Annotated in this window: 23 protein-coding genes; 9 read left to right on the top strand and 14 right to left on the bottom strand. The window is 59.7% G+C overall.

All coding sequences use genetic code 11. The features are described 5' to 3' along the window. Position 1 precedes the first annotated feature (1 nt). From ACG74X_RS11280 to ACG74X_RS11265, 4 genes are all read left to right on the top strand, one after another. Complete coding sequence (locus ACG74X_RS11280; RefSeq protein ID WP_411234843.1) at positions 2-1,066, top strand: Mrp/NBP35 family ATP-binding protein; 1,065 nt, start codon at positions 2-4, stop codon at positions 1,064-1,066. After that, on the top strand, positions 1,063-1,770 hold the full coding sequence (locus tag ACG74X_RS11275; RefSeq protein WP_411234842.1) for a DUF4444 domain-containing protein: 708 nt from the start codon (positions 1,063-1,065) through the stop codon (positions 1,768-1,770). Before ACG74X_RS11280 ends, ACG74X_RS11275 begins: the two co-directional genes overlap by 4 nt. Continuing rightward, on the top strand, positions 1,767-2,246 hold the full coding sequence (locus tag ACG74X_RS11270; protein ID WP_411234841.1) for a DUF6505 family protein: 480 nt from the start codon (positions 1,767-1,769) through the stop codon (positions 2,244-2,246). Before ACG74X_RS11275 ends, ACG74X_RS11270 begins: the two co-directional genes overlap by 4 nt. Positions 2,247-2,395: 149 nt before the next feature. Then, positions 2,396-2,800: a c-type cytochrome gene (locus ACG74X_RS11265; protein ID WP_411234840.1), complete on the top strand. Its 405-nt coding sequence runs from the start codon at positions 2,396-2,398 to the stop codon at positions 2,798-2,800. 142 nt (positions 2,801-2,942) lie between these two features. Here ACG74X_RS11265 and ACG74X_RS11260 read toward each other — a convergent pair whose 3' ends face one another. From ACG74X_RS11260 to ACG74X_RS11220, 9 genes are all read right to left on the bottom strand, one after another. After that, a complete protein-coding gene (locus ACG74X_RS11260; protein ID WP_411234838.1) occupies positions 2,943-4,043 on the bottom strand; it encodes a BMP family ABC transporter substrate-binding protein in 1,101 nt (366 codons plus the stop codon). Between the two features lie 60 nt (positions 4,044-4,103). Then, positions 4,104-5,036, bottom strand: coding sequence for an ABC transporter permease (locus ACG74X_RS11255; protein WP_411234837.1), 933 nt, complete (start codon positions 5,034-5,036; stop codon positions 4,104-4,106). Then, on the bottom strand, positions 5,036-5,296 hold the full coding sequence (locus ACG74X_RS11250) for a hypothetical protein (protein WP_411234836.1): 261 nt from the start codon (positions 5,294-5,296) through the stop codon (positions 5,036-5,038). The genes ACG74X_RS11255 and ACG74X_RS11250 overlap by 1 nt, the downstream gene beginning before the upstream one ends. After that, positions 5,293-6,381 carry an ABC transporter permease gene (locus ACG74X_RS11245; RefSeq protein WP_411234834.1) on the bottom strand — a complete coding sequence of 363 codons (1,089 nt, stop codon included), beginning with the start codon at positions 6,379-6,381 and terminating at the stop codon, positions 5,293-5,295. Before ACG74X_RS11245 ends, ACG74X_RS11250 begins: the two co-directional genes overlap by 4 nt. Before the next feature lie 75 nt (positions 6,382-6,456). Continuing rightward, positions 6,457-7,980: an ABC transporter ATP-binding protein gene (locus tag ACG74X_RS11240; protein ID WP_411234833.1), complete on the bottom strand. Its 1,524-nt coding sequence runs from the start codon at positions 7,978-7,980 to the stop codon at positions 6,457-6,459. Next, positions 7,947-8,888 (bottom strand): xanthine dehydrogenase accessory protein XdhC, encoded by a 942-nt coding sequence (gene xdhC / locus ACG74X_RS11235; protein WP_411234831.1) that lies wholly within the window; start codon positions 8,886-8,888, stop codon positions 7,947-7,949. Before xdhC ends, ACG74X_RS11240 begins: the two co-directional genes overlap by 34 nt. Continuing rightward, positions 8,878-11,286 (bottom strand): xanthine dehydrogenase molybdopterin binding subunit, encoded by a 2,409-nt coding sequence (gene xdhB, locus ACG74X_RS11230; RefSeq protein ID WP_411234830.1) that lies wholly within the window; start codon positions 11,284-11,286, stop codon positions 8,878-8,880. Before xdhB ends, xdhC begins: the two co-directional genes overlap by 11 nt. Beyond that, positions 11,283-12,629 (bottom strand): xanthine dehydrogenase small subunit, encoded by a 1,347-nt coding sequence (locus ACG74X_RS11225; RefSeq protein WP_411234829.1) that lies wholly within the window; start codon positions 12,627-12,629, stop codon positions 11,283-11,285. The genes xdhB and ACG74X_RS11225 overlap by 4 nt, the downstream gene beginning before the upstream one ends. Before the next feature lie 177 nt (positions 12,630-12,806). Beyond that, a complete protein-coding gene (locus ACG74X_RS11220; protein ID WP_411234827.1) occupies positions 12,807-13,124 on the bottom strand; it encodes a hypothetical protein in 318 nt (105 codons plus the stop codon). Between the two features lie 195 nt (positions 13,125-13,319). Between ACG74X_RS11220 and dnaE the strand changes: the two genes are divergently transcribed. Then, the gene (gene dnaE / locus ACG74X_RS11215; protein WP_411234825.1) at positions 13,320-16,820 is read left to right on the top strand and encodes a DNA polymerase III subunit alpha; all 3,501 of its coding nucleotides are present in this window, start codon (positions 13,320-13,322) and stop codon (positions 16,818-16,820) included. Between the two features lie 87 nt (positions 16,821-16,907). Further along, positions 16,908-17,777, top strand: coding sequence for a hypothetical protein (locus ACG74X_RS11210; protein WP_411234824.1), 870 nt, complete (start codon positions 16,908-16,910; stop codon positions 17,775-17,777). Between the two features lie 27 nt (positions 17,778-17,804). On the opposite strand, the gene ACG74X_RS11205 is transcribed toward ACG74X_RS11210, so the two are convergent. Continuing rightward, positions 17,805-17,999, bottom strand: a complete 195-nt coding sequence (locus tag ACG74X_RS11205) for a SlyX family protein (protein ID WP_411235008.1) — start codon at positions 17,997-17,999, stop codon at positions 17,805-17,807. Between the two features lie 251 nt (positions 18,000-18,250). Between ACG74X_RS11205 and hisS the strand changes: the two genes are divergently transcribed. The 3 genes from hisS to hisG are packed head-to-tail and all read left to right on the top strand — an operon-like array spanning position 18,251 to position 21,524. Continuing rightward, entirely contained in the window at positions 18,251-19,726 is a 1,476-nt protein-coding gene (hisS, locus tag ACG74X_RS11200; protein ID WP_411234822.1) for a histidine--tRNA ligase, read from the top strand. Then, positions 19,726-20,835 (top strand): ATP phosphoribosyltransferase regulatory subunit, encoded by a 1,110-nt coding sequence (locus tag ACG74X_RS11195; protein ID WP_411234821.1) that lies wholly within the window; start codon positions 19,726-19,728, stop codon positions 20,833-20,835. The genes hisS and ACG74X_RS11195 overlap by 1 nt, the downstream gene beginning before the upstream one ends. Continuing rightward, entirely contained in the window at positions 20,832-21,524 is a 693-nt protein-coding gene (gene hisG, locus ACG74X_RS11190) for an ATP phosphoribosyltransferase (RefSeq protein WP_411234819.1), read from the top strand. The genes ACG74X_RS11195 and hisG overlap by 4 nt, the downstream gene beginning before the upstream one ends. A 15-nt stretch (positions 21,525-21,539) precedes the next feature. Here hisG and ACG74X_RS11185 read toward each other — a convergent pair whose 3' ends face one another. The 4 genes from ACG74X_RS11185 to ACG74X_RS11170 all read right to left on the bottom strand — a co-directional run bounded on the left by ACG74X_RS11185 (position 21,540) and on the right by ACG74X_RS11170 (position 25,137). Continuing rightward, positions 21,540-22,862, bottom strand: coding sequence for an ABC1 kinase family protein (locus tag ACG74X_RS11185; RefSeq protein ID WP_411234817.1), 1,323 nt, complete (start codon positions 22,860-22,862; stop codon positions 21,540-21,542). A 41-nt stretch (positions 22,863-22,903) separates the two neighbouring features. Beyond that, positions 22,904-23,686 (bottom strand): SDR family NAD(P)-dependent oxidoreductase, encoded by a 783-nt coding sequence (locus ACG74X_RS11180; RefSeq protein WP_411234815.1) that lies wholly within the window; start codon positions 23,684-23,686, stop codon positions 22,904-22,906. A 59-nt stretch (positions 23,687-23,745) separates the two neighbouring features. Continuing rightward, positions 23,746-24,612, bottom strand: a complete 867-nt coding sequence (gene yghU, locus ACG74X_RS11175; protein ID WP_411234814.1) for a glutathione-dependent disulfide-bond oxidoreductase — start codon at positions 24,610-24,612, stop codon at positions 23,746-23,748. Positions 24,613-24,705: 93 nt separating this feature from the next. Continuing rightward, a complete protein-coding gene (locus ACG74X_RS11170) occupies positions 24,706-25,137 on the bottom strand; it encodes a DUF1489 family protein (protein WP_411234813.1) in 432 nt (143 codons plus the stop codon). Positions 25,138-25,141 lie beyond the last annotated feature (4 nt).

The raw sequence follows: 25,141 nt of genomic DNA, 5'->3' as shown, positions 1-25,141 counted from the left end.
CGTGGCACTCACACGTGACGCGGTTCTGACCGCATTGAAAACTGTGGCCGATCCGGCCACGGGCCAGGACATCGTGTCCGCCGGAATCGTGCGCGCCCTGAATGTGGACGACGATTCGGTCCGGTTCGTGGTGGAGGTGGCGCAGGATCAATCCCAGGCGTATCTGCCGGTGCGCCAAGCCGCAGAAGACGCGGTCAAGGCGCTCGGGGCTGTCTCTGTATCGGCGGTGATGACGGCACATTCCGCACCCAAACCTCCGCCCGATCTCAAAGCGGCTGGCAAGCCGAAACAATCGGGGCCGGACCGCATCCCGGGTGTCGACCGCATTGTGGCAATCGCCTCGGGCAAAGGCGGCGTCGGAAAATCCACCGTGTCGGCAAACCTGGCCTGCGCACTGGCTGCCGAAGGCCGCCGGGTCGGTCTGCTGGATGCGGATGTGTATGGTCCGTCACAACCGCGGATGCTGGGCGTGTCAGGGCGGCCCGCAAGCCCGGATGGCAAAACCATCCTGCCGATGCGCAATTTTGGCGTGACGATGATGTCGATGGGGCTGATGGTGAACGAAGGTCAGGCCGTTGTCTGGCGAGGCCCGATGTTGATGGGTGCGTTGCAACAGATGATGATGCAGGTGCAATGGGGCGCGCTTGATGTGCTTTTGGTTGATTTGCCGCCCGGCACCGGTGACGTGCAAATGACCCTGTCGCAAAAGGCCAGTGTCGATGGAGCGATCGTGGTGTCTACGCCACAGGACGTTGCGCTTCTGGATGCGCGCAAAGGCATTAATATGTTCAACCAGATGTCGGTTCCCATCGTTGGTCTGATCGAAAACATGTCCACGCATATCTGTTCCAATTGCGGGCACGAAGAACATATTTTCGGGCATGGCGGCGTGGCGACCGAGGCGCGGAAACTTGGTGTGCCACTGCTTGCGGAAATCCCGTTGCACCTTGATATCCGCAAGGCGGCGGATGGCGGTGCGCCGATTGTCGTGTCGCAACCCGACGCACCGCAGGCAGACGTGTTTCGCAAGCTGGCCCGCGATCTGATTGATGCCGGCAAAGCATGATGGTTCAACCTTCGTTCCCGCCGCTGATGCAAGGCATCCATGCGGCGGGTGCCGATCCGTTTGACGCCGCCTGTTCCGAGGCGATCACCGGCTGTGACGCCGGAACAGTTCTGTACGACATCACGCCCGAAACGTGCCGCGCGGCTATTGTGTTTGCCCCAGAGGTGTCGGCGTCGGCGGCTGCCATTATGCTGCCCATCACGGGAATTGCCGTGCAAAACGCCCTTGGCGCGTTGGGCCCCTCTGAACTGGCGGTCCATCTTGAGTGGGGCGGAGCGGTCCGCGTCAATGGCGCGACCTGTGGGCATGTTAAGGCGGCAACGGATACCGTCACACCCGATGCGCACCCAGCCTGGTTGGTGACCGGCGTGGAACTGGTGTTCGCCCGCCCCAATATGGACGGTGGTGACACGCCGGGTGAAACCGATCTGCACAGCGAAGGCTGCGGCGGTTTTGATCCGGTCCAGTTTTTGGAAAGCTGGTCACGTCACCTTTTGAACTGGGTCAATCGTTGGGAGGAAGACGGCATCGCACCGGTCCACCGCGAATGGGCCGGTCTGGCGCATGGGATGGGACAGGATATCACCTGTCTTGGACAGACGGGCCATTTCCTGGGACTGGATGAACAGCTTGGCCTCTTGCTTCGGAACGATGACAAGACCATGCTCTTGCCACTGACCACCATATTGGAGACCCGCAGATGAACCTCGCCCGCGCCATTCATTTTGACGAGAGCGATCAGCGCGTCTTTCATTCGCCAGCCCGCACCGGAGAATGGTGCATATCCGGCGGTTTTGAGTTTTCCAACTGGACAGACGCGGATCTGAGCGGCAAAGCCAAACAATCCTTCACCAATGGGTGGCTGGGGGCCGAAACCTTTGGACGGGTGAGCTTTGTTGCCGTCACGCAAATCGAACCCGCCGAACGTGACGCGCTGGTGTCTGGCGTGGCACAGCATTTCGTTGATCTTTATGGCGCGCCGTCGGTCGACGCGGCCAGGGCCGTGGCTGACGCCGAAATCGCGCATATGGCCGATCTGTGCGAGGAACACCGCCCCAACACGCTGTTGACGGTCACGCGCGAATTGACCGAAGTGGGGGTCAAGGAAAGCTTTCGCGTGATCGAGCCGCAAGAGGCCGATATGGCTTTGCTGGCGGTGCATGGATCGCTTGACGACTAGGGGGCACCCCACGCCAGGCGAAAACCTGCGCAAGAACAGTGGGCCCTTTGGACTGTTGGTATGTGATCCTGGGGCATTGATCCCAATCAACGCCAAGATCCGGACGATCCTTTAGCCTGACAGTGGTTCTGGATAGAAGGAGATATCCCATGCGACGATCCATAGGCTGTTTCGTGGCGTTCTGCCTGTCGGCCATGCCGCTTGCCGCGCAAGACGTCGACCAAGGCCGCGCGCTGTTTCAGACGCATTGCGCAAACTGTCATGGCGGCGACGCCGATGGGCTGGGTCCATTGGCCCCGGCGCTGGTGTTGCAACCAAGCAATCTGACCGAACTTTCGGCCAAGAATGACGGTGAGTTTCCGTTAGAGCGTGTCCTCAAGCGGATTGATGGCACCGATCCCCTGGTCAGCCATGGTTCTCCGATGCCGGTCTACGGACCATATTTCGAGGGCGTTGCGAACACACCGATGAAATTGCCCACCGGCCAGCCGATGCTTGTGTCAGAACCGATTGCCGATCTGGTTGGATATCTGATGTCCGTGCAGGTTGACTAGGACAGCACGCGTCGCGGGTCTTGTAAAACTCTGTCGCACCGAACCAAAGAAAACCCCGCCGAAGCGGGGTTTTTGGTCTTGGCGCGTGCCTGGTAGGCAAAAAACCGACCGTCGGATCGCGCATGTGTGCTTGTCGGCCAGATCAGTTCGGAATATCTCCGGTGATCCCTTCGACATAAAACCCCATTCCAAGAAGCGTGCCATCGTCCGAAACCTCTCCCTCGGCCAGCCAGGGTGTTCCGTCCTGTTTGTTGATCGGCCCGGTGAAGGGGTGGTATTCGCCTGCTGTGATGGCATCAATCAGGGCCTGGGCCTCGGCGCGGATGTCTTCCGGGATTGCTTCGGTCATTTCGCCGATGACAACTTCGCCTTCCGGCATGCCCGCCCAGCTGTCGATTTGCTCGTAGGTGCCATCCATCAACTCACCGACGCGTTTGATATAGTAGGGCGACCACTCGTCGATGATCGATGCCACACGCGGCCCCGGAGTGCCGTCGTCATTGGTCATAAAGGCTGACATGTCAGATGCCTGACCAAAGCCAATGGCTGAACCGCCCGCTTTGGCGATTTCCGCCAATGGTGCGGTTGAATCGGTATGCGCGGTAATCACATCCACGTCCTGATCCAGCATGGCGCGCGCGGCGTCGGCCTCTTTGGCGGGATCAAACCACGTATAGGCCCAGGTCACCACAAGCTCGACATCGGGATTGGCCTTTTTCGCGTGCAGGTAATAGCTGTTGATGCCCATGATCACTTCTGGGATCGGGAACGACGCGATATAGCCGATCTTGTTGGTCTTGGTCATCCTGCCGGCAATATGGCCCAACACCGCACGGCCTTCATAAAACCGCGCGTTATAGGTCGACACATTCGGATGCTCGCGCTTATAGCCGGTGGCATGTTCGAACATGACATCGGGAAACTTGGCGGCAACCGCATTGGTCGCATCCATATAGCCAAACGATGTGGTGAAGATGATGTCACAGCCGGACAAGGCCATCTGCGTGATCACACGTTCGGCGTCGGCACCTTCCGGCACGCTTTCCTGCCAGCGGATATTGACGGCATCGCCATACTCTTCTTTCAACGCCAAAGCGCCCTGATGGTGCTGATAGGTCCAGCCGCCATCGCCGATGGGGCCGACATAGACGAAACACGCCTCGGTCGGGTCTTGCGCCAGGGCGGGGGCGGCGGCCAGCGTGGCGGCGGCAGCCGCGGTCGCAAGCAAAGTTCTACGGATCATGGGTGGTCTCCCTGTTGATGGGGCGGCAGATGCCCCGTTGGTATATCGCGCCCGGTTGTGTCAGCGGGTCGCGTGGAATGTCTGGCCAAGGCTGGCGGGCGCGTTATGGCTGCCCTTTTTGCGATTGGACGAAATCAGAACAAGCACCAGGATCGTTATCAGATACGGGGACATGGACAAGTACTGCACGCCCCACGTCAGCCCCGCCGCTTGCAGATTCAGCTGCAACACCGTGATGCCGCCGAAAAGATATGCGCCCACCAGCACCCGACCGGCGCGCCAGCTTGCGAAGACAACAATCGCCAGGGCAATCCATCCCGAACCGGCGGTCATACCTTCGGTCCATTGCGGCACACGCACAAGGCTCAGATAGGCACCGCCCAATCCCGCACAGGCTCCGCCGAACATGATGGCGGCCAGACGCACACGGATCACCTTGTACCCCAAAGCATGCGCCGATTCGTGGCTTTCGCCCACGGCACGCAGGATCAGGCCCAGCCGCGTATATTTCAGAAACGCCCACACCGCGAGCACCAGCAGCAGGCTAAGGTAAACCATGATGTCATGGCTGAACAGCATCTGACCCACAACCGGCAGATCCCCAAGAACAGGGATATCAAGCTTTGGCAGCGTTTCGGTTTTCATACCCTCATAGGGTTTGCCGATCAGAGAAGACAGGCCAAGCCCCACAAGCGTGAGCCCAAGACCGGTCGCCACCTGATTGGATAAAAAGACCTGCGTCAGGATGCCAAAGCTTAAAGACACCAACGCCCCCGCAAGCGGCGCAATCACAAACCCCAAAATCGGAGAGCCTGTGTTGATCGCAACAACAAAGCCGATCACCGCACCGGTGATCATCATGCCTTCGACGCCAAGATTCAGAACGCCGGATTTCTCGACCACCATCTCGCCAATGGCGGCCAGCAGGATCGGCGTGGCCGACACCATCAAGGAAGCCACCAGAAGCGTCGGATTAATGCTGCTCAGATCCATCAGGCAAACCCTTCCAGCCAATTGGTAAGATTAAAGCCAAAAACAAACGCAATCGCAGCCCATTGCACGCGCCATATGGCTGGTGTGTAGCGCCGGGAGGAAAAGCGTGTTTTTACCGCGATCCACCCGAACAGGACGATTGCGATGATTGCGAACGCCGTCACGTACCATCCGGGCGCGACACTGTCGGCAAGCCGTAGGACCGCACCTGAGAGCGCGGCACACAGCGCCAGACCTGTCGTGAGACGCGCGTCCGTCATACGCGCGCCTCTGCACTGCCGAACCGCATACGGTAATTGGTCAGGACATCCACACCCAGCAAGAAGAACAACAGCATCCCCTGAAAAAGTTGGATCGACGCGCCCGGCACGCCCAGCATCAATTGCGCCAGTTCCCCGCCGATATAGGTCAACGCCATCAACAGCCCCGCCAGCAAAATGCCAACCGGGTGCAAACGGCCCAGAAAGGCCACGATGATGGCGGTAAATCCATAGCCTGATCCAAAGTCGATTGTGATCTGCCCCGCCGGTCCGGTAACTTCGAACAAACCCGCCATCCCCGCCAATACACCCGTCAGGCCAAGACAGAAAAACACCGTCCGCGCAGGAGACACACCAGCGAATCGCGCCGCGCGCGGGGCTTCGCCAGACAGCCGAATGTTGAACCCCTGAATATGACGCGTCAGTAAAACATACGCGAGGATCACCGCCAGAAACGCTGTCAGTACCCCCAGATGCATCCCGGTACCGGGGATTACCTCAAGGTTCTGCGAGGATGTCCATTGCGCCAGGTTGCGCGATCCGGGAAAGCCCATTCCATCCGGACTGCGCAGAAAGCCAGACGCGGCAGCCGCAAGAATCGTCTCGGCCACATAGACCAACATCAAGGAAACAAGAATTTCGTTGGTCCCAAACCGAACCTTGAGCACGGCCGGGATCGCGGCCCACACCCATCCCCCCAGCGCCCCCGCAACAATCATCAGCGGAAGGATCAAGGCAGAGTCCAGCGGATACAGGGCCAGTCCAACAGCCGCGCCGACAATCGCGCCCATGATGTACTGACCCTCAGCGCCGATATTCCAGATCCCGGCGCGAAATCCGATCGACAATCCGATTGCAATCAGGATCAACGGCCCGGCCTTCACCAGCAACTGAGGCCGTGAAAAGCCCGCGAACTGCGGATGAAACAGCGGGTCCCAAAAAATCGTGCGGATCGCCTCGACCGGTGACGTACCAATCAGCCCGAACATGATGCCCCCGAACACCATGGTCAGCAGCACGGCCAAAACCGGTGTCAGGTAGATCCACATTTTCGACGGCTGTGGGCGCTTTTCAAACCGGATCACCGCAACGCACCCCCCGACAGGTTTCCCGAACCGGGCGAACCCGGCAAATGGCGTTCATGCACTGCGCTCTGTGTCCTAATCGGCAACATGGGCCACCTCCATGTCATGCGCTCCGCCCATCATCAGACCGATCTCTTCAAGATCAAGATCACGCACAGGTTTCAAGGCAGACAGACGTCCTTCGTTCAAGGCCCCGAACCGGTCCGATATCTCCAGTACCTCGTCCAGATCCTGGCTGACAACAAGGATTGCCGCGCCCTTTTCGGCCAGATCCAGCAGCGCTTGCCGGATCGCGGCTGCGGCCGCGGCATCAACACCCCAGGTCGGTTGGTTCACCACCAGCATGTCCGGGTTCTGTGCCACTTCCCGCCCGATCACGAATTTCTGCAAATTTCCACCCGAAAGCGCTCGGGCCGCTACATGGGGGCCGGGAGTGCGCACATCAAACCGGTCTATGATCTCTGCGGCAAACCGGTCGGCCAGCCCCCAGTTTATAAACCCGTTGCGCACCAGCTTCTTGCGCCGGCCCGCGGTCAGAACCGCATTCTCGGTCAGGGTCATATTGGGCGCTGCCGCGTGGCCAAGACGTTCCTCCGGCGCACATAAAAATCCGACCGCACGTCGCCCCACCGGACCATCCCGGCTGACATCGGCCCCTTTGACCCAGATCGTGCCCTTGTCCGACAGCCGTTCTCCGGACAGCGCAAGCAGCAGTTCGTCCTGGCCATTGCCCGCAACGCCGCCGAACCCCAGAACCTCGCCCGCGCGGACACTGAAACTTATGCCGCGCAACGGGGTTCCGAACGATCCGGGGGCCGCCATCGTCAGGTTATCGACCCGTAACAATACGTCACCGGGGGTTGTGGTTTTCACCGCTGGTGCCGCAAAGCTTGATCCGATCATCATCTCTGCCATCTCGCGGGCTGTGGTTTCCGAGGGCGTGCAGGTCGCCACTTTTTTGCCCAGCCGCAGCACCGTTGCGTGATCACACAGCGCGCGGATTTCTTCCAGCTTATGCGAGATATACAGGATCGCAGTGCCTTCGGCTTTCAACTTGCGCAGCGTCTCGAACAGGATCTCAACCTCTTGCGGCGTCAGCACCGAGGTTGGTTCATCCATGATCAAAAGTTTCGGATTTTGCAAAAGGCATCGAATGATTTCAACGCGCTGGCGTTCGCCTGCCGAAAGCGTGCCAACCGTGCGCGACGGGTCGAGCGGCAACCCATAGGTTTCAGACACCTCGCGGATTTGCTGTGCCAGATCCCGTGGGGCAGGCGGGTTTTCCATGCCCAACGCCACATTCTCGGCAACGTCCAGCGCATCGAACAGCGAAAAATGCTGGAACACCATCGCCACTCCGGCCTGTCGGGCTGCACTCGGCTCGGACGGCGCATAGGACACGCCGCGCAGGGACATCGTGCCGCTATCGGGTTTGACCAGGCCGTAGATCATTTTGACCAGCGTGGATTTCCCCGCGCCGTTTTCCCCCAAAAGCGCATGGATTTCGCCATCGCGAATGTCAAAAGACACATCGTCATTGGCAACAACGCCGGGATAGGCTTTGGTCAGCCCCGAGAGGCGAAGGAGGTCGTTTGCCACGGGGCACCTGCGTTTGTCATAGTGTCAGACAGTAGCTGCGCAGCAACCCCCACCGCAATCGCCTGCGGGTGTTTTCCGAGCGCTTTTTGCCCAATTGGACAACGAATACGCAAAATATCTGTCTCTGAATGCCCCATTTTGCGCAAGCGCGACGCAAAGCGGGCCTTTTTCGTATCTGATCCGATCACTCCGGCGGACCCGAACCCATGGCGCAGCAGCGCGTCGCACAGCCCCAGATCAAACGCGTGGGAATAGGTCACAATGATGTGCTGGGCGGTTTTTGGCGCGCGCGATACCACGCGCAAAAGGTCGCTGGCGGCCAAGATGTTCACGTCGTCGGGGATCACATCGGGAAATCGTGCCAGGGCGGTGTCAATCCAGGTGATCTCGATGTCCGGCAAAGGTGCCAGCACATCGACCAAAGCCCGTCCGACATGCCCCGCGCCCCAAATCCACACCGGGCGCTGAGGCACGGCCATCGGCTCCACAAACCAGCCCTGCACCATGCGGGGGCGCAGGTCGACGCCCTGACTTCGGGCGCAGGACAGCATCCGCTCCACAGCAAGCGGCCTGTCACCGGGCCCACGGGCAAACGCCATCTCGGTCGAAAACTGATCCAGGGCGGCGGCGTCAAACTGCTCGGTCAAAAGCGTCACTGCCCCGCCGCAGCATTGGCCTAATTCAGGCCCAAGCGGGTGTGTGCTGAACCCAGAGCGATCAAAGGCCTGTTGCGCGGCCTGGAATTCCAGCGCGCCCCCTCCAATGGTGCCGGATTGCCCACCATCCCAGACCAACATCGACGCCCCAACGTCCCGCGGAGAAGAGCCTGCAACCTTGGCGATCACCACCCGCGCGACGCGGCCATGCGCCTCAACGGCGGATCGCAATGCGCCCAGATCAAACGCCATCCCGCACCCTGTCGATAGCGGCCAAAAGACGCTCGGGCGTCGCGGGCGCAGTCAGATCGGGATATCCGTCACCACAGGCGGATACCGCATCCGACAAAGCCAGCAGCACTGAAATGCCCAGCATAAAGGGCGGCTCACCCACCGCCTTAGAGCGATAAATCGTCTCTTCCCGGTTGCGTCCGTCCCACAAAGACACATTGAACACGTCCGGGCGGTCCGAACAGGCGGGGATCTTGTAAGTCGATGGCGCGTGGGTGCGCAGCCGCCCGGCCGCGTCCCAAACCAGCTCTTCGGTGGTCAACCAGCCAGCGCCTTGCACAAAGCCTCCTTCGACCTGTCCAATATCCAACGCCGGGTTCAGACTGCTGCCCGCATCGTGCAGAATGTCGGTCCGCAGGATGCGATACTCTCCGGTCAGGGTGTCGATCGCGACCTCACTAAGCGCCGCCCCATAGGCAAAGTAAAGAAAGGGACGGCCCTGACCCTTGATCCGATCCCAGCTGAGTTTCGGCGTTTTGTAAAATCCCGTCGCCGACAGGCTGACGCGCGCCTCATAGCTCATCTGCGCCACTTGCTTGAAGCTGTAGCTTTCGCCGCCCACCGTCACGCGGCCATCGGCAAAGGTGACATCGCTGCTCTGGCATTGATGCAGATCGGCAAGATGCACAGCCATCCTATCCCGAATGGTATCGCACGCGGCCTTCACAGCCATTCCATTGAGGTCAGAGCCGGACGACGCGGCGGTGGCAGACGTGTTGGGCACTTTGGCGGTATCGGTCGCGGTGATCTTCACCATCTGGAGCGGCACCCCAAACCGGTCCGCCGCAACCTGGGCGACCTTCTGGAACAACCCTTGCCCCATTTCCGTCCCGCCATGGTTCATATGGATCGACCCGTCCTGATAGACATGCACCAGCGCACCAGCCTGGTTCAGATGGGTCAGTGTAAACGATATACCGAACTTGACCGGCGAAAACGCCAGGCCCTTTTTCACCACTGGATTGGTCGCATTCCACCGGGCCACAGCGCCGCGCCGCGCGGTGTAATCAGCATCTTCCAGCAGCCGGTCGGTCATGTCGCCAAGAATGAAATCCTCGACCACCTGACCATACGGGGTTGTTTGCGCGGCCTCTGCCGCCTGCGCGCCCGTATCCTCGACCATTTCCACTGACCCGCGCGAGGCCAGATCGCTGTCGGGTTTCTTTGGGCTCGAAATACCTCGGGGGGCCGCAGGCGGGGGCAGCGCCCCCTCGACATCGGGGCGATAGAAATTCGCGCGCCGCACCGCGACCGGGTCCATATCCAGCACATGTGCGATATGGTCCATGACCCGCTCAATGCCCAACATCCCCTGAGGACCGCCAAAGCCCCGAAATGCCGTGGCGCTTTGAGTGTTGGTCTTCAGCCGGTGGCTTTCGATCCGCACATGCGGCAGGTGATAGGCATTGTCGGCATGTAACATTGCGCGATCCGCAACCGGAAGCGACAGGTCCTGCGCCCAGCCACATCGCGCGTATTGTTCGAATTCGACACCCCGGATCAGCCCGGCCTCGTCAAAACCGACCCGGTAGGCGATGCGGAAATCATGCCGCTTGCCGGTGATCATGAAATCATCATCCCGGTCATACCGCATTTTCGCAGGCCTGCCGGTGGCGGCGGCCACAACGGCACAGGCAATGGCCAAGGCGTTGCCCTGGCTTTCTTTGCCGCCAAACCCGCCGCCCATGCGCCGTGTCTCGACGCGGACTGCATGCATCGGCAGATGCAGAGCATGCGCCACTTTGTGCTGGATCTCTGTGGGATGCTGGGTCGAGGCGTGCACAACCATATCGCCGCCCTCTTGCGGCAGGGCCATGGCGGATTGGCCTTCAAGATAGAAATGCTCTTGCCCGCCGATCTCGATCACACCGGATATCTGGCGCGGCGCGGTGTCTATGGCGTCGCCGGGGTCGCCTTTTTCCCAAATGCGCGGGCCGTCCTCGAACCGCGCATCAGCGGCCAGAGCGTCGTCAATCGTCAGGATCGCATCCCGTTCTGCATAGGTGATCTGCGCCAAACGCGCAGCTTTGCGGGCAGCCAGATGGCTGGTCGCGGCCACAAGGAAAACCGGTTGGCCAAAATACTGGATCGTAGCACCCGACAGCAGGGGTTCATCCTGCGCCGAGGGTGAACAGTCGCAGTCTGACGGCAAATCGGCGGCGTCCCAGACCTGAACCACGCCCCGGGCCGCGCGCACGTCGGACAGGTCAATCTCGGAAATTCGACCGGCAGCAATCGCACTCAGGCCAAAGGCAAGATGCAGCGTGCCTTTGGGCACCGGAATATCATCCACATACCGCGCCGCACCGGTGACGTGAAGCCTGGCGGCGTCGTGGGGCAGGGGCTTGGCGACACTCATGCGCCGACATCCAGCACATCTGACGTCAGGCCCTGATCCTCGATCCAGACCCGCAAAAGCATGTTTTTGGCGGTTTTCAAACGATATTCGGCGCTAGCGCGCATATCTGAAAGAGGCGTGAAATCGTCAGACATTTTCTCCATCGCGGCCCGTATGCTGTGTTCTGTCCATGTCGCGCCGATCAAAGCGGCTTCGACAGCGTCGGCGCGTTTCGGGGTTGCCGCCATTCCGCCAAAGGCGATCCGTGCATCGGTGATCTGACCGTCCTCTACCTTGATATTGAACGCCCCGCACACTGCAGAGATATCCTGATCGAACCGTTTCGACAGCTTGTAAACCTTCAGTCGGTCCTCTTGTATCGGGATTGACACCGCTTCGACAAATTCCCCTGCTGCGCGGTCCTGCTTGCCATAGGCCAGGAAAAAATCCTCAAGCGGCATGTCCCGCGTGTCTGGTCCTTTGCGCAGATGCAAGGTTGCGCCCAAGGCGATCAATGCGGGCGGGTTGTCTCCGATGGGCGAGCCGTTTGCGATATTGCCCCCGATGGTCGCCGCGGCGCGAACTTGCGCAGATCCGTAACGGCGGATCATTTCGGCATAGCCCGGGTGCCGGTCGCGCATCAGGTCCAACACGCGGTCCATCGTCACGCCAGCGCCGATGCGCAAAGTGTCGTCGGTCAGGGTGATCTCTTGCAGTTCGGTGCAGCGGTTCAGAAAGATCACGTCGTCCAGTTCTGTCAGGGTCTTGGTGACCCAAAGTCCGACATCCGTTGCCCCGGCGATCAGCGTGGCATTGGGGCGGGCCTCGTATTCGGTGGCCAATTCGTCCAGTGACATCTGATCGGTCACACCGGTTGCGCTGTCCTGAACCCAGTCTGGCACTGGTGCTGTCGCCGCCGCATCCGCCGCTCGGATGATCGTGGCATACCCGGTGCACCGACACAGGTTCCCGGCCAAAGCATCATCATGGGTCACGTCACCCTTACGATGGGCAACCGCCATTTGCACCACAAAGCCCGGCGTGCAAAACCCGCATTGAGATCCGTGATGCGTGATCATCGCCTCTTGGACCGGATGCAATGTGCCGTCAGGACCAGATATGCCTTCGACAGTGCGCACCGCACAGCCGTCAAGCTGGGGCAAAAACAGAATACACGCGTTCAACCCTCGGGCCCCGCGCGCATCTGTGACCATAACGGTACACGCACCACAGTCGCCCTCGTTACACCCCTCTTTGGTGCCGGTCAGACCCCGCTCTTCGCGCAGCCAATCCAGCAATGTGACGGTGGGGGATACATCGTGCAACTCCACGCTCTCTCCATTCAGAAGAAAGGTGACATCCATGTGAAAAGTCCTGCCGCCTTACCAAACACCCGTGTTTTGTGCGCCCTCGATGCGGCGTAGAAAGCGCGCGGATTTTCCCTGTTCCGGCGATAAAGCTAGGCGCAGAGTATCCGTGTTGGCAAGAGAAAAACAGCGCCACGCGGCGCTGCTTTTATCGGGGTGCTGCAGCGTCGCTGATCAAAACGGCAAAAAGCCATCGCCCAGTTCATAGGATCTCACGGACAGCAAAGGTTGTTCGCCGTCATCAGAGAACACAAACACATGCGCAAGGTCCGAGGCCAGGGTCATACGGCAGAATGTGCTATCGCCATCCACATCTGCTGGACATGTCTCAAGATCGACATGTTTGATCGAGGCTTCGAAAATCTGATAGGACATCACCCCATTTTCCAGAACACTCGTCTCCAGCGCCTGAGGGTCACCAGAGTCAGACGCGCCCGCCATTGAGGTGGAAAGAAGGATTGAGGCCAGCGTGATTTTGAAAGATCTGAGCATTTCTGATTCCTTTTGTCAGGTACTTATTTCTGACTCTTTTTGTCAGTAAGGACAATCCTCAAGAGGAGTGCGCATTCAGCCGCACCTTGCCCGCGCAAGCGGTGGTGACCCTGATACACCTTTGAAATTGCGGATCTGGGTGTGCGTGCATGTTTTGCGCTTTCCCCCAAGGCCGCAGGTTTCTACGGTGCGCGCATGTCTGATCCCCGATTCATCCACCTGCGTGTCCATTCCGAATATTCCCTGCTTGAAGGGGCCATGCGGCTAAAAAAGCTGCCCGGATTATGTGCCGACAAAGGTATGCCCGCCGTCGTCCTGACCGACACCAACAACCTTTTCGCAGCACTTGAATTTTCCGTGTCTGCAGCCGCTGCCGGTGTGCAGCCAATTGTCGGATGTCAGGTCGATCTGCGCGTTGCCGATCCCGCGCCGGGCGAAAGGCCAAAACCCCCGGCCCCTCTGGTTCTCTTGGCGCAATCCGAACCGGGCTACGAAAACCTGATGAAGCTCAACTCCTGCCTGTATCTGCGTCGGGATGGCGAATTGCCCCATGTCACGCTCGACGAACTGGCGCAGTTTAGCGATGGGGTGATTTGCCTAAGTGGCGGCCCGGATGGCGCAATCGGACGCATTCTTCAGCAGGGCAATCGCGGTGCGGCCGAGGCTGTCATGCACCGGTTGGCGGAAATGTTCGGTGATCGGCTTTACGTTGAATTGCAACGCCACCCGGGCGACAGCGGACCGCCCGAAAGCGAACGCCAGACAGAACGACCCTTTATCGAAATGGCCTATGCCATGGGTTTGCCATTGGTCGCCACCAATGATGTCTACTTTCCCAAGCCGGATATGTACGAGGCGCATGACGCGCTGATCTGCATCGCGGATGGGGCCTATGTCGACCAGCAGGAACCGCGCCGCCGCCTGACACCGCAGCACTATTTCAAAAGCCCGCGCGAGATGGCGTCGCTTTTTGCCGATCTGCCGGAAGCGATTGAAAACACGGTCGAAATCGCTCGACGCTGCGCCTTCATGGCGTACCGGCGCGACCCGATCCTGCCGAAATTCGCCGATGACGAGGTGGAAGAGCTCAAGCGGCAATCGCGCGAGGGGCTAAAAGCGCGGCTGGCCGTGATCCCGCACGCCGCCCCGGTGGAAGAGTACGAGAAACGGCTCGAATTCGAGCTGGGCATCATCGAAGGCATGGGCTTTCCCGGCTACTTCCTGATCGTTGCAGACTTTATCAAATGGGCCAAGGAACACGACATTCCCGTGGGGCCGGGGCGCGGCTCGGGCGCGGGCTCTTTGGTGGCCTATGCGCTCACCATCACCGACCTTGATCCGCTGCGCTACCAGCTTCTGTTCGAACGCTTTCTCAACCCCGAACGCGTGTCGATGCCGGACTTTGACATCGACTTCTGCATGGACCGCCGCGAAGAGGTGATCCGCTACGTGCAAGAGAAATACGGCCACGACAAGGTGGGCCAGATCATCACCTTCGGTGCGCTCTTGTCCAAGGCGGCGGTGCGCGATGTGGGGCGCGTCTTGCAGATGCCCTATGGTCAGGTGGATCGCCTCAGCAAGATGATCCCGGTCGAGGGCGTCAAACCCGTCAGCATCGAAAAGGCGCTCAAGGACGAACCGCGCCTGCGCGAAGCGGCGCGCGAGGAAGAGGTGGTGGACCGCCTTCTGACCTATGGCCAGCAGGTCGAGGGCTTGCTGCGCAACGCCTCAACCCATGCCGCCGGGGTGGTGATCGGCGACCGTCCGCTTGATGAATTGGTCCCGCTTTACCAAGACCCCCGGTCCGACATGCCCGCGACCCAGTTCAACATGAAATGGGTCGAACAGGCAGGTCTGGTGAAATTCGACTTCCTTGGTCTGAAAACCCTGACGGTGATCCAGTACGCGCTCGACATGATCTTCAAGACGGGCCGCCCATTGCACATCGCCGCTGACGGGACGCAGCTTTACGAACCGGCCGAGGGGGCCGAGAACGACATCGGCCATATCCCGCTGGATGACGAAGCCAGCTACAAACTCTACGCCGCCGCGAAAACCATCGCCGTGTTCCAGGTCGAAAGCTCGGGCATGATGGACGCGCTCAAGCGGATGAAGCCCGACTGTATCGAGGATATCATCGCTCTGGTCGCGCTCTACCGCCCCGGCCCGATGGAGAACATCCCAAAGTTCTGCGAGGTCAAAAACGGGCTGTCCGAGCGCGAAACGTTGCATCCGTCGATTGACCACATCCTTGACGAAACGCAGGGCATCATCGTCTACCAGGAACAGGTGATGCAGATCGCGCAGGAAATGGCGGGATACTCGCTTGGCGGCGCGGATCTGCTGCGCCGTGCGATGGGCAAGAAGATTCAGGAAGCCATGGATGCGGAGCGTCCGAAATTCCTGAAAGGCGCGGCCGAGAATGGCGTCGATGAACCCAAGGCGATCGAGGTCTGGAACCTTCTCGACAAATTCGCCAATTACGGTTTCAACAAATCCCACGCTGCCGCCTATGCCGTGGTCAGCTACCAGACCGCGTGGCTCAAGGCGAACCACCCGGTGGAATTCATGGCGGGCGTCATGAATTGCGACATCCACCTGACCGACAAGTTGGGCGTGTTCTTTGAAGAGGTTAAAAAAGGGTTAAGCCTGCCTTGGGTGCCGCCCTGCGTGAACCGATCTCAGGCGATGTTTGACGTGCAGGACGGGGCACTCGTCTACGCGCTGGGCGCGCTCAAGAATGTCGGCGTCGAGGCGATGAAACTGGTGGTCGAAGGCCGGGGCGACAAACCGTTTGCAACACTTTTTGATTTCGCCCGCCGGGTCGATCTTAAACGTGTCGGCAAGCGGCCGCTGGAAATGCTGGCGCGCTCGGGGGCGTTTGATCAGCTTGACCCCAACCGCCACCGCGTTTTTGAAAGCCTTGATGCGCTGGTAGCCTATTCCGCAGCGATCCATGATCAACGCGCCTCGGCTCAGGTGTCGCTGTTTGGCGAGGCCGGGGATGATTTGCCAGAACCGCGCCTATCACCGGTTACAGACTGGCTGCCCGCCGAACGCCTGTCAGAAGAGTTCAAGGCCGTTGGATTCTACCTGTCTGGCCACCCGCTTGATGACTACATGACCGCGCTCAAACGCAAGGGCGCGATGACGCTGGATGATGTGCTGGCCAAGGCGCAAGGCGGGCCATGTGTTGCCAAAATGGCAGGCGTGGTGGCAGGACGACAGGAACGCAAATCCGCCCGTGGCAACCGCTTTGCCTTTGCCCAACTCAGCGATCCCACCGGTGCCTACGAGGTCACGCTGTTCTCCGACACGCTGGACGCCGCGCGTGATCACCTTGAAACCGGATCAAAGGTGATGGTCACGGTCGAGGCCACTCTGGAATCCGATCAGCTAAAGCTGTTGGGCCGGTCGGTTGCGCCGGTGGAGATTGCCGTTGCCGATGCTGCGAGCATGGGATTGCGCATCTTTGTGGATGCGCCAGATGCCGTGCCGCATGTCGCATCCGTTCTGACACGGGCGGCGGATCAGATGCCAAAAGCGGGCAAGGGCCCCATTCGCATTTGCTGTCTGAATGCACCGGGTTTGCCCGGCGAGGTAGACGTGGCTCTTGGCCGGGATTTCCCGGTCACGCCCGAAATCAAGGGCGCGATCAAATCGCTGGGCGGTGTGCTTGAAGTGGAAGAGCTTTAAGCCGCCGATGCCGCAAGGTCGCGCCCGCGATCGCTGGACTGAGGCGCGCGTTTTGTTTAGGTTGCCGCGATCCATTTAGGAGAGATCATGTCGCGTTTCGCTGCGATCCTGTGCGCCGCAGGCCTGCTTGCAGGCTGTGCCAGCGATCCGTTGGGCAATGTTCCCCGGCTGTCGCAGACCGATGTCAGCGAGACAGACATCCGGGCTGCAATCGGAGCGCAGCCAGAGGATGCCTCCGAACCGCTCGTTTCCCAAAGCTCTGCAACTACGGCACTCCCTGAGCAGGCAGACCAACCGCGCCGGGGGCTTTTGGGCTTTTTGCGCCGGGCGGCGGACAACGCCCGGTCTTCCGACACATCAGAGACTGACGAGATTGCCGCTTTGCCGGATGCGCCAGAGGCTACCGCGCCCGCCACGTCGGGGGGTATTTTCGGGCGCAGTTCCGCGCCGGCGCCGAACGATCCCGACTTCCAGATCGTTGAGCTTGGAACACAGCTGCCCTATGGCACGCTGGCGCGGGTGTGCAATGTGCGGTCGGCCCAATTGGGAACCCGCGTTGATCGTTACCCGGAAAACCGCGGCACATATGCGCTTTATGATTCCCAGCCGGGCAACACCGCACCACACACCTTTTACGTGACCGGCTTCAAAGACCGCTGCGCCCGCCAGTTTACCGCGGCACTGGCTGTCTTTGGATCGGCGGAAACACATGAACAGCTGCGTTATGGGCTGCCTGCGAAAGTACAGCCTTATTCGGAAACCGATGCCGCTTATGAACGTCTGAAATCGCGCATTTGCCGGGTGTCGCGCGGGAAACCCTGCGGATCAGCCCTGCCGCGCCTGTCGCGTGATACGGTGTTTGTCAGTGTCTACGAACAGTTCGGATCGAACCCGATCTGGAAAACAATCCTGATCCATGATGGCGAAGTTGTGGAAACCGATATCCGCGGCAATTAGCGCAGGCGGTTCAAACCGCGTGTGCGGTCAATAATGTGGTGGGCGTTCATCCCCCAACACAACCCCTCCCGAGCCTTCGGCCTCGCGCGAGGCTTCTCGCATCATCAGCATCTCGACCCGCGCGGTCAGGCGGTCGATTTCCTTGGCCTGGGCTGCCACGGTGTCTGACAGATCGTCGGTCACACGCAACAGATGAGCGATACGTTCTTCGAGGGCCGTTATATCCATGCCGGACAGATGCGCATCGTCACGCGCAAAGGCAAGGGGAAATAGGTCAACAAGGCGTGCCTATTGTTTCGCGCGCGAAACATTGGGGCCGGACCGGACCTATTAACCTTTTCGTAAGATACGCGCTGGGACGCGCTGGTCAGTGTCCAATGGTAGGGCCGGTGGCGTTTCCCAAGCGACGTTCTTGCCCCCTCCGGCCCAAGCCGTTAGAGGACGCGTGATGCTCACCCAGTCGGGATTTGACCATGGCCAAGCCAAAGAAAGCTCCACGCCCCAAGGCGCAAACGCCCAAGGGCTTCCGCGACTATTTCGGCGCGGATGTCACCGAGCGCGCCGAGATGCTGACCGCGATTGCGCAGGTTTATCATCGCTACGGTTTTGACGCGATGGAGAGTGCTGCGGTCGAAACGGTCGAAGCGCTGGGCAAGTTCCTTCCCGATATAGACCGCCCCAATGAGGGTGTGTTTGCCTGGCAAGAGGCAGATGACGGTGATTGGCTGGCCCTGCGCTATGATCTGACCGCACCGCTGGCCCGCGTCTATGCGCAGCATCGCAACGACCTGCCGGCGCCTTACCGGCGCTATGCGATGGGCCCGGTCTGGCGTAATGAAAAGCCGGGGCCGGGGCGATATCGTCAGTTTTATCAATGCGATGCAGATACGGTTGGCACTGGTTCTGTTGCGGCTGATGCGGAAATCTGTGCGATGCTTGCCGACTGCCTTGAAACTGTGGGCATTCCGCGTTGCGATTACGTTGTGCGGGTCAACAACCGCAAGGTGCTGAATGGCGTTCTTGAGGCAATGGGCCTGAACGACGACGCGCAACGCGACGCGGTTTTGCGGACAATCGACAAATTCGACAAGGTCGGCGAAGCCGGTGTGCGCGAGTTGCTGGGCAAAGGGCGTCTGGACAGTTCGGGCGCGTATATTGACGGTGTCGGATTGACGACGGATCAGGCAGAGCCGGTTATCGCTTTTTTAACGTCCAAAGGCGACAGTGCTGCGCAAACCCTTGGAAATCTGAGGACTGCGGTTGGTGACAGTGCGATTGGCGCGGATGGTGTGGCAGAGCTTGAGCAAATTTCTGATTTGCTGGCTTCTGGCGGCTATGGGCCGGATCAGATCGAGATTGATCCCTCCGTTGTGCGTGGTCTTGGGTACTATACCGGCCCGGTGTTCGAGGCCGAGCTTACTTTTGATATCCTTGATGAAAAAGGTCGCAAACGGCAATTCGGCTCGGTCGCGGGCGGTGGACGGTATGATGACCTGGTCAAGCGGTTTACCGGGCAATCGGTTCCCGCGACCGGTGTCAGCATCGGTGTCGACCGATTGTTGGCAGCCCTGCGCGAAAAGGGGCGGATTGGCCGCCAAAGCCATGGCCCAGTGGTGGTCACGGTCATGGATCGCGACCGGATGGGGGATTATCTGGCGATGGTGGCCGAGCTGCGCAACGCCGGCATCCGGGCAGAGGTTTATCTGGGCAATCCCAAGAATTTTGGCAATCAGCTGAAATATGCAGACAAGCGGCACGCGCCGGTGGCGGTGATTGAAGGTGCGGATGAAAAGGCAAACGGTGTTGTGCAGATCAAGGATCTGATCCTCGGGACCAAAATCGCCGAAAGCGCATCGCTTGAGGAATGGCAGGATCGTCCCAACCAGTTCGAGGTGCCGCGTTCTGAATTGGTCACTAAAGTGCGTGACATTCTTGAAAGCTATGCGTGATGGTTGCACAGCCAACGAACGACCGTCCCGGCAAAAGCCAGGTCAGACGCGCAGCAGAGCAGTTATGCGACAAGTTCGCCGCGACCGGGGCAGACCGGTTTGAGGCGGATATCCTATTTCCGGCCGAAGTCCTGCTGGATCTTTATGGCGAAGATATTCGCGCGCGGGCCTATGTCACCTCTGACCCGGCGCAGGGCGAAATGATGTTGCGACCGGATTTCACCGTCCCGGTTGTGCAATACCATATGGACCGAAATGAAACGCCCGCGCGCTACACCTATTTTGGCGAAGTTTTCCGCAAACAGGAGGACCATCCTGATCGGCGCAGCGAATTCATGCAGGTGGGATACGAGCTGTTCGGCGGCGGCGATGCCGCCCTTGCCGATGCCGAAGTATTTTCGGTGTTCGCAGAAACGTTGAAACCGCTTAACCTGCATGCCGTTACCGGGGACATTGGCATTCTGATCGCAATGGTGTCGAATTTGCGCGTCTCGGATGCGCGTCGAGCAGCATTGATGCGCCATATCTGGCGACCGGCGCGGTTTACCTCGCTGGTCAAACGGTTTGCCGGGGTGATCCCGACACCGCCCTCGCGCAAGGCGCTTTTGGAACGGTCTGATCCGATGGCCGATGCGGGCCCAATGGTTGGCTTGCGCGGTGAAAGCGAGATTGTCTCACGGATCGCCGCACTGCGCGCAGACGCCGAGGACACGCCTATGTGTGGCGAAGATGTCGATTTGATTTCAGCGGTTTTATCCGTGGCCGAAACCTGTCCCAATGCATTGGGTCGGCTGCGGGATATTGCCGTCGATCTGCCGGGGATCAATCCCGCCCTGAGTAAATTCGAAGCGCGTTGCGAGGCCCTGACGCGTCGTGGCGTCGACGTGGAGACGCTTCGGTTCGAAGCCTCCCACGGGCGCAGTTCGATGGAATATTATGACGGTTTTGTCTTTGGATTTTACGCCGATGCACGGCCCGATTTGCCCCCGGTCGCAACTGGAGGGCGTTACGATGCGCTGACCCATCGGTTGGGTCACGGGCGCGCAATACCGGCCGTGGGTGGTGTGATCCGTCCTGATCTGGTCTTGGCTTTGGGGGGCACTGTATGAGCCTCAAATTGGGTGTGCCGTCCAAGGGGCGGCTGATGGACAAGACCTTTTCGTGGTTCGGCGCGCGGGGTGTCACGCTAAGCCGCACCGGGTCAGAGCGTGAATATGCCGGCGCTGTTGACGGGGTGACGGGCGTCGAACTGGTGCTGCTGTCGGCAGGGGAAATTCCGCGCGAATTGGCGGAAGGGCGGATTCACCTTGGTGTGACAGGAAATGACCTGATCGAGGAAAAGCTGGTTCAGTGGGATCAAAAGGTCGAACCGCTGGCCGGGATGGGATTTGGCCATGCAACGCTGATCGTGGCGGTGCCTCAGTGCTGGGTGGATGTGGATACGCTTGATGATCTGGACGGTGCCGCGGCGGCGTTTCGCGCCAAGCATGGCTTTAGAATGCGGATCGCGACCAAATATCACCGGCTGACCCGCGAATATCTGCGCCGGGGCGGTGTGGCGGATTATCAGTTGGTGGACAGCCAGGGGGCGACCGAAGGTACGGTCAAGAACCTGACCGCTGAAGCGATTGCCGACATTACGTCAACCGGTGAAACGTTAAGGGCCAACCATCTGAAAATATTGGAAGAACCGCCGATATTGGAAAGTCAGGCAACGCTGTTCCGCAGCCGCATTGCACACAGGTCGGACGTCGAGCGTGAGGCATTGCGCGCGTTGGTGGATGCGCTTGGGCTTTAACGGCCCCGGGCGGGTCTAGCGGGCGTAAGTCACAAACAGATCCCGGAGATTGATCTGCGCCCGCAGACGGGTCGCCAAAAGAAACAGACCGGCTGCCTTGCGCTGAAGGTAAAGCACCTCGGTCGGTGGGATGTGCTGGATCGACCGGTTTTGACCCAAGGCCATGCCCCGGTCTCGAAGGTCTGACACCAAACCGGTATTCCCGAAATCAAACCCGTGAGCAGACAGCATGGGTTCGTTGGCCATTTTGACCATCGAAAGGATTTCGCTGCGCACCGTGTCCGGCAGCGCGGGGGACAGGAGCCCCAGATCTGTCAGAGCGACGGCAATCTGGTCTAGATCGTTGTCAAGGGAGGGGGCGAGAACCGCGCGGGATCGGGTGACCAGGTTGGGCGTGAGCGGGCGTGTGGCCCCGAAATCGAGAAGGACAATCCTGCCGGTCTCTGGCTGCCAGCGATAATTGGCAAAATTTGGGTCGGTTTGGACAAGGTGAAAGTCGAACACTTCGCGCATCATAAGCGTGATGAGATGCCGCGCCACGCTGTTGCGGGCGGTCTGGTCGGCCTGTTCCAGGGTGTCGATGGGATCTGAGGGAATGAAATCCATCGCCAGGATGTCTTTGGTGCTCAGATCCGCGTGCCAGCGGGGCACAACGAAACGCGTGTCGCCTTCCAGCAACGCGCCAAAGCGTTGCAGATTTGCGGCCTCGCGACAATAGTCGGCCTCTTCGTGCAATTGATCTCGCGCGTCCTGCAAAAAGGGTTTGAGATCAAGCCCCTTTGGCATCATGCCAGAGAGTTTCATCAGACTTGCCAGATTGTTCAGGTCGCTGTCGATGCTGTCGCGGATACCTGGATATTGCACTTTGATGGCCAGATCACGCCCGTCGCGGGTTTGGGCGCGGTGGACCTGTCCGATTGATGCGGCGGCAATGGGGCGGACATCGAACCGTTTGAAATGCCGAGTGAAATCGCGGCCCCATGCGGTTGTCAAAACCTGCTTGAGCTGTGCAGGCGGCATGAAATGGGCCTGTGATTGCAAGGGGCGCAACACAGCGGCCAGCTCGGGTGTGAGCAGATCCCCGGCTTCGAGCGACAAAAGCTGGCCCATCTTCATCGCCGCGCCGCGCATCTGGGACAATTGCTGTGTCAGCCGTTGCGCGTTTGACGGGGTCAGGAACATGTCGCGAGGCGAGGGGCGTTGCCCGCGCAGCAATTGTTTGGCACCGGTGACGGCCGCAGATCCAAGCAAGCCGCCAGCCAGACCGCCCATGCGGGCGGCCCGTGCCGTGCGTCCGGTTGGAACGGGCCTGCTGCGGGGATCAGTGACGTCGGTCATAAAGACGGATTTAAGCCGTCAGCCGCGCAGAGCAATAGCTCTCAGGTGGACTTCTTTTGCATGTCGCTCATAACCTTGAGCATCAACCGGCGCGGCATCATTGGAGCCAGCCATGTGAGCGCGAGGCTCAGCATTTTTTCGTTTACTGTCACAAGCTTGCCTTTCAGCATGGCGTCATAGCCGTGTTCAGCCACGCTTTGAGCCGTGGCCCCTTTGCCGTTGGCCAGTCTGGTGCCTTCGAGGTCGGCGACCTTGGCGAATTCCGTGGTGACAAATCCCGGCGCGAGAACCGTTGAGGTCACACCTTTGCTGCGCAATTCATGGTCCACCGCTTGGCTGAAGGAGTTCACAAAGGCTTTGGTGGCAAAATACGTCGCCTGATTGGGACCGGGCAGAAAGCCGGCGGTCGAGCCGACATTGAGGATTTTGCCCCTCCCACGCGCGGCCATGTCACCGCCAAAGCGGTGGGTGAGCGTGACCAGCGCTTTCACATTCAGGTCGATCATCGCAAGTTCATGGGTCAAGTCGCGGTCAATATGAACGCCATGGCCGCCAAACCCCGCATTGTTGACCAGGATGTCAACCGTCAGTCCGGCGTCGCAAACCGCAGTATACAAGCGTTCTGCGCCATTTTCCGACCCAAGGTCAGCCACAAATACATGAGCGGTGATGCCATGTTTGGCTTCAAGTTCGGTTTTGAGTTCATAAAGCGACGTTTCGCGACGGGCCACGAGGATCACGTTGCCGCCTTTGCTGGCATGTACGCGCGCCAGTTCTTTGCCGATGCCGGAAGACGCTCCGGTGATGAGGGCAGTTGTGGCCATAAATGTATCCTTTGACGACACATCGCGCGGCTCTGTCACCGCGCGATGTCTGGATTTTATCAGTCCGCTGGAGCGATTTTATCTTGTGTCCGGGTGTCAAAATCGGATGCATCGTGGCGTTCGTGAAGCTGTTCGCGTGGATCGCCCGACAGTTTGTTGACCATGCGCCCCCGCTGAACCGGTGTGCGGGCGTCGATCATTTTTGCCCAGCGCATCACATGGGTGTAGCTGTCCACATCCAGAAACTCTGCCGCGTCGTAAAGACGGCCCAGAACCAGCCCGCCATACCAGGGCCAGATGGCGATATCTGCGATCGTGTACTGCTCGCCGCTGATGAAGGATGTCTTTGCCAATTGTTTGTCCAGCACGTCCAGCTGACGCTTGGTTTCCATGGCGAAGCGATTGATCGGGTATTCCATCGGTTCCGGCGCATAGGCATAGAAATGCCCAAACCCCCCGCCCAGATAAGGCGCGCTGCCCATTTGCCAGAACAGCCAGCTGAGCATTTCGGCGCGGTTTTCTTTGGGGCCGAGAAACGCGTCAAACTTTTCTGCCAGATGCATCAGGATCGCGGCGGATTCGAACACCCGCACCGGTTCAGGGCCGGACCGGTCCACAAGGGCCGGGATTTTGGAGTTTGGGTTCACCTCTACAAAACCCGAACCGAACTGGTCGCCATCGCCGATCTTGATCAGCCAGGCGTCATATTCTGCATCCGCATGACCGGCGGCCAGAAGCTCTTCGAACATGACGGTGACTTTTACGCCGTTGGGTGTGGCAAGGCTGTAGAGCTGAAACGGGTGGGTTCCGACCGGCAGAGGTGCGTCATGGGTGGCCCCGGAAATCGGGCGGTTGGTGCTTGCGAATTTGCCGCCGTTTTCCTTGTCCCAAGTCCAGACTTTGGGGGGCGTATAGCTGTCGGTCATTGTGATAGTCCTATCGGTGGTGGGGTCATGTGCAAAGTAACGCCTTGATGTCAAAGCGCCAGTGCGCACCTGCGCAGCATCTGTGCGGACGGGTCAGAGCACGCCGATATCGGCCAGCGCGCCTGCCAGTTCGGGTGGCAACGGGTCGTCATTCTTGCGCGATTTACCAAGATCCTGCGGCGCGTCTTCCGGTTTGAGATAGCGCCACCCCTGAAATGGGCGTTTCGGCGCGACCGTGGTGCGGATGATGTCGGGGTCCAGAACAATACCGCAGCGGCGAATACCGTCATCGCCGATCATTTCCTCCAGACCCACGATGCGCTGCCGGGCCTGAAGAAAGCCCTTGACCACCCAGTAGATCGACCCGCCATTGAGCAGCTCTTTTTCACGTTTCGGCCACATCCGGGTCAGGTGAAAATACGCCCCGTTGATCCGTTGCTTTGACCGGTTTTGTTGCCAGTCCTCGATCTGTTCAACGCTGTCAGACCCGACCGAGAGTTTTATAAGATGAATGGTGCCTGTCATATCG

It is taken from the genome of Marivita sp. S0852, assembly GCF_046591575.1.
In the GTDB taxonomy this organism is placed as follows: domain Bacteria; phylum Pseudomonadota; class Alphaproteobacteria; order Rhodobacterales; family Rhodobacteraceae; genus Marivita.
The sequence above is the reverse complement of the archived record's forward strand: the minus strand, read 5'-3'. Positions and strand labels throughout refer to the sequence as shown.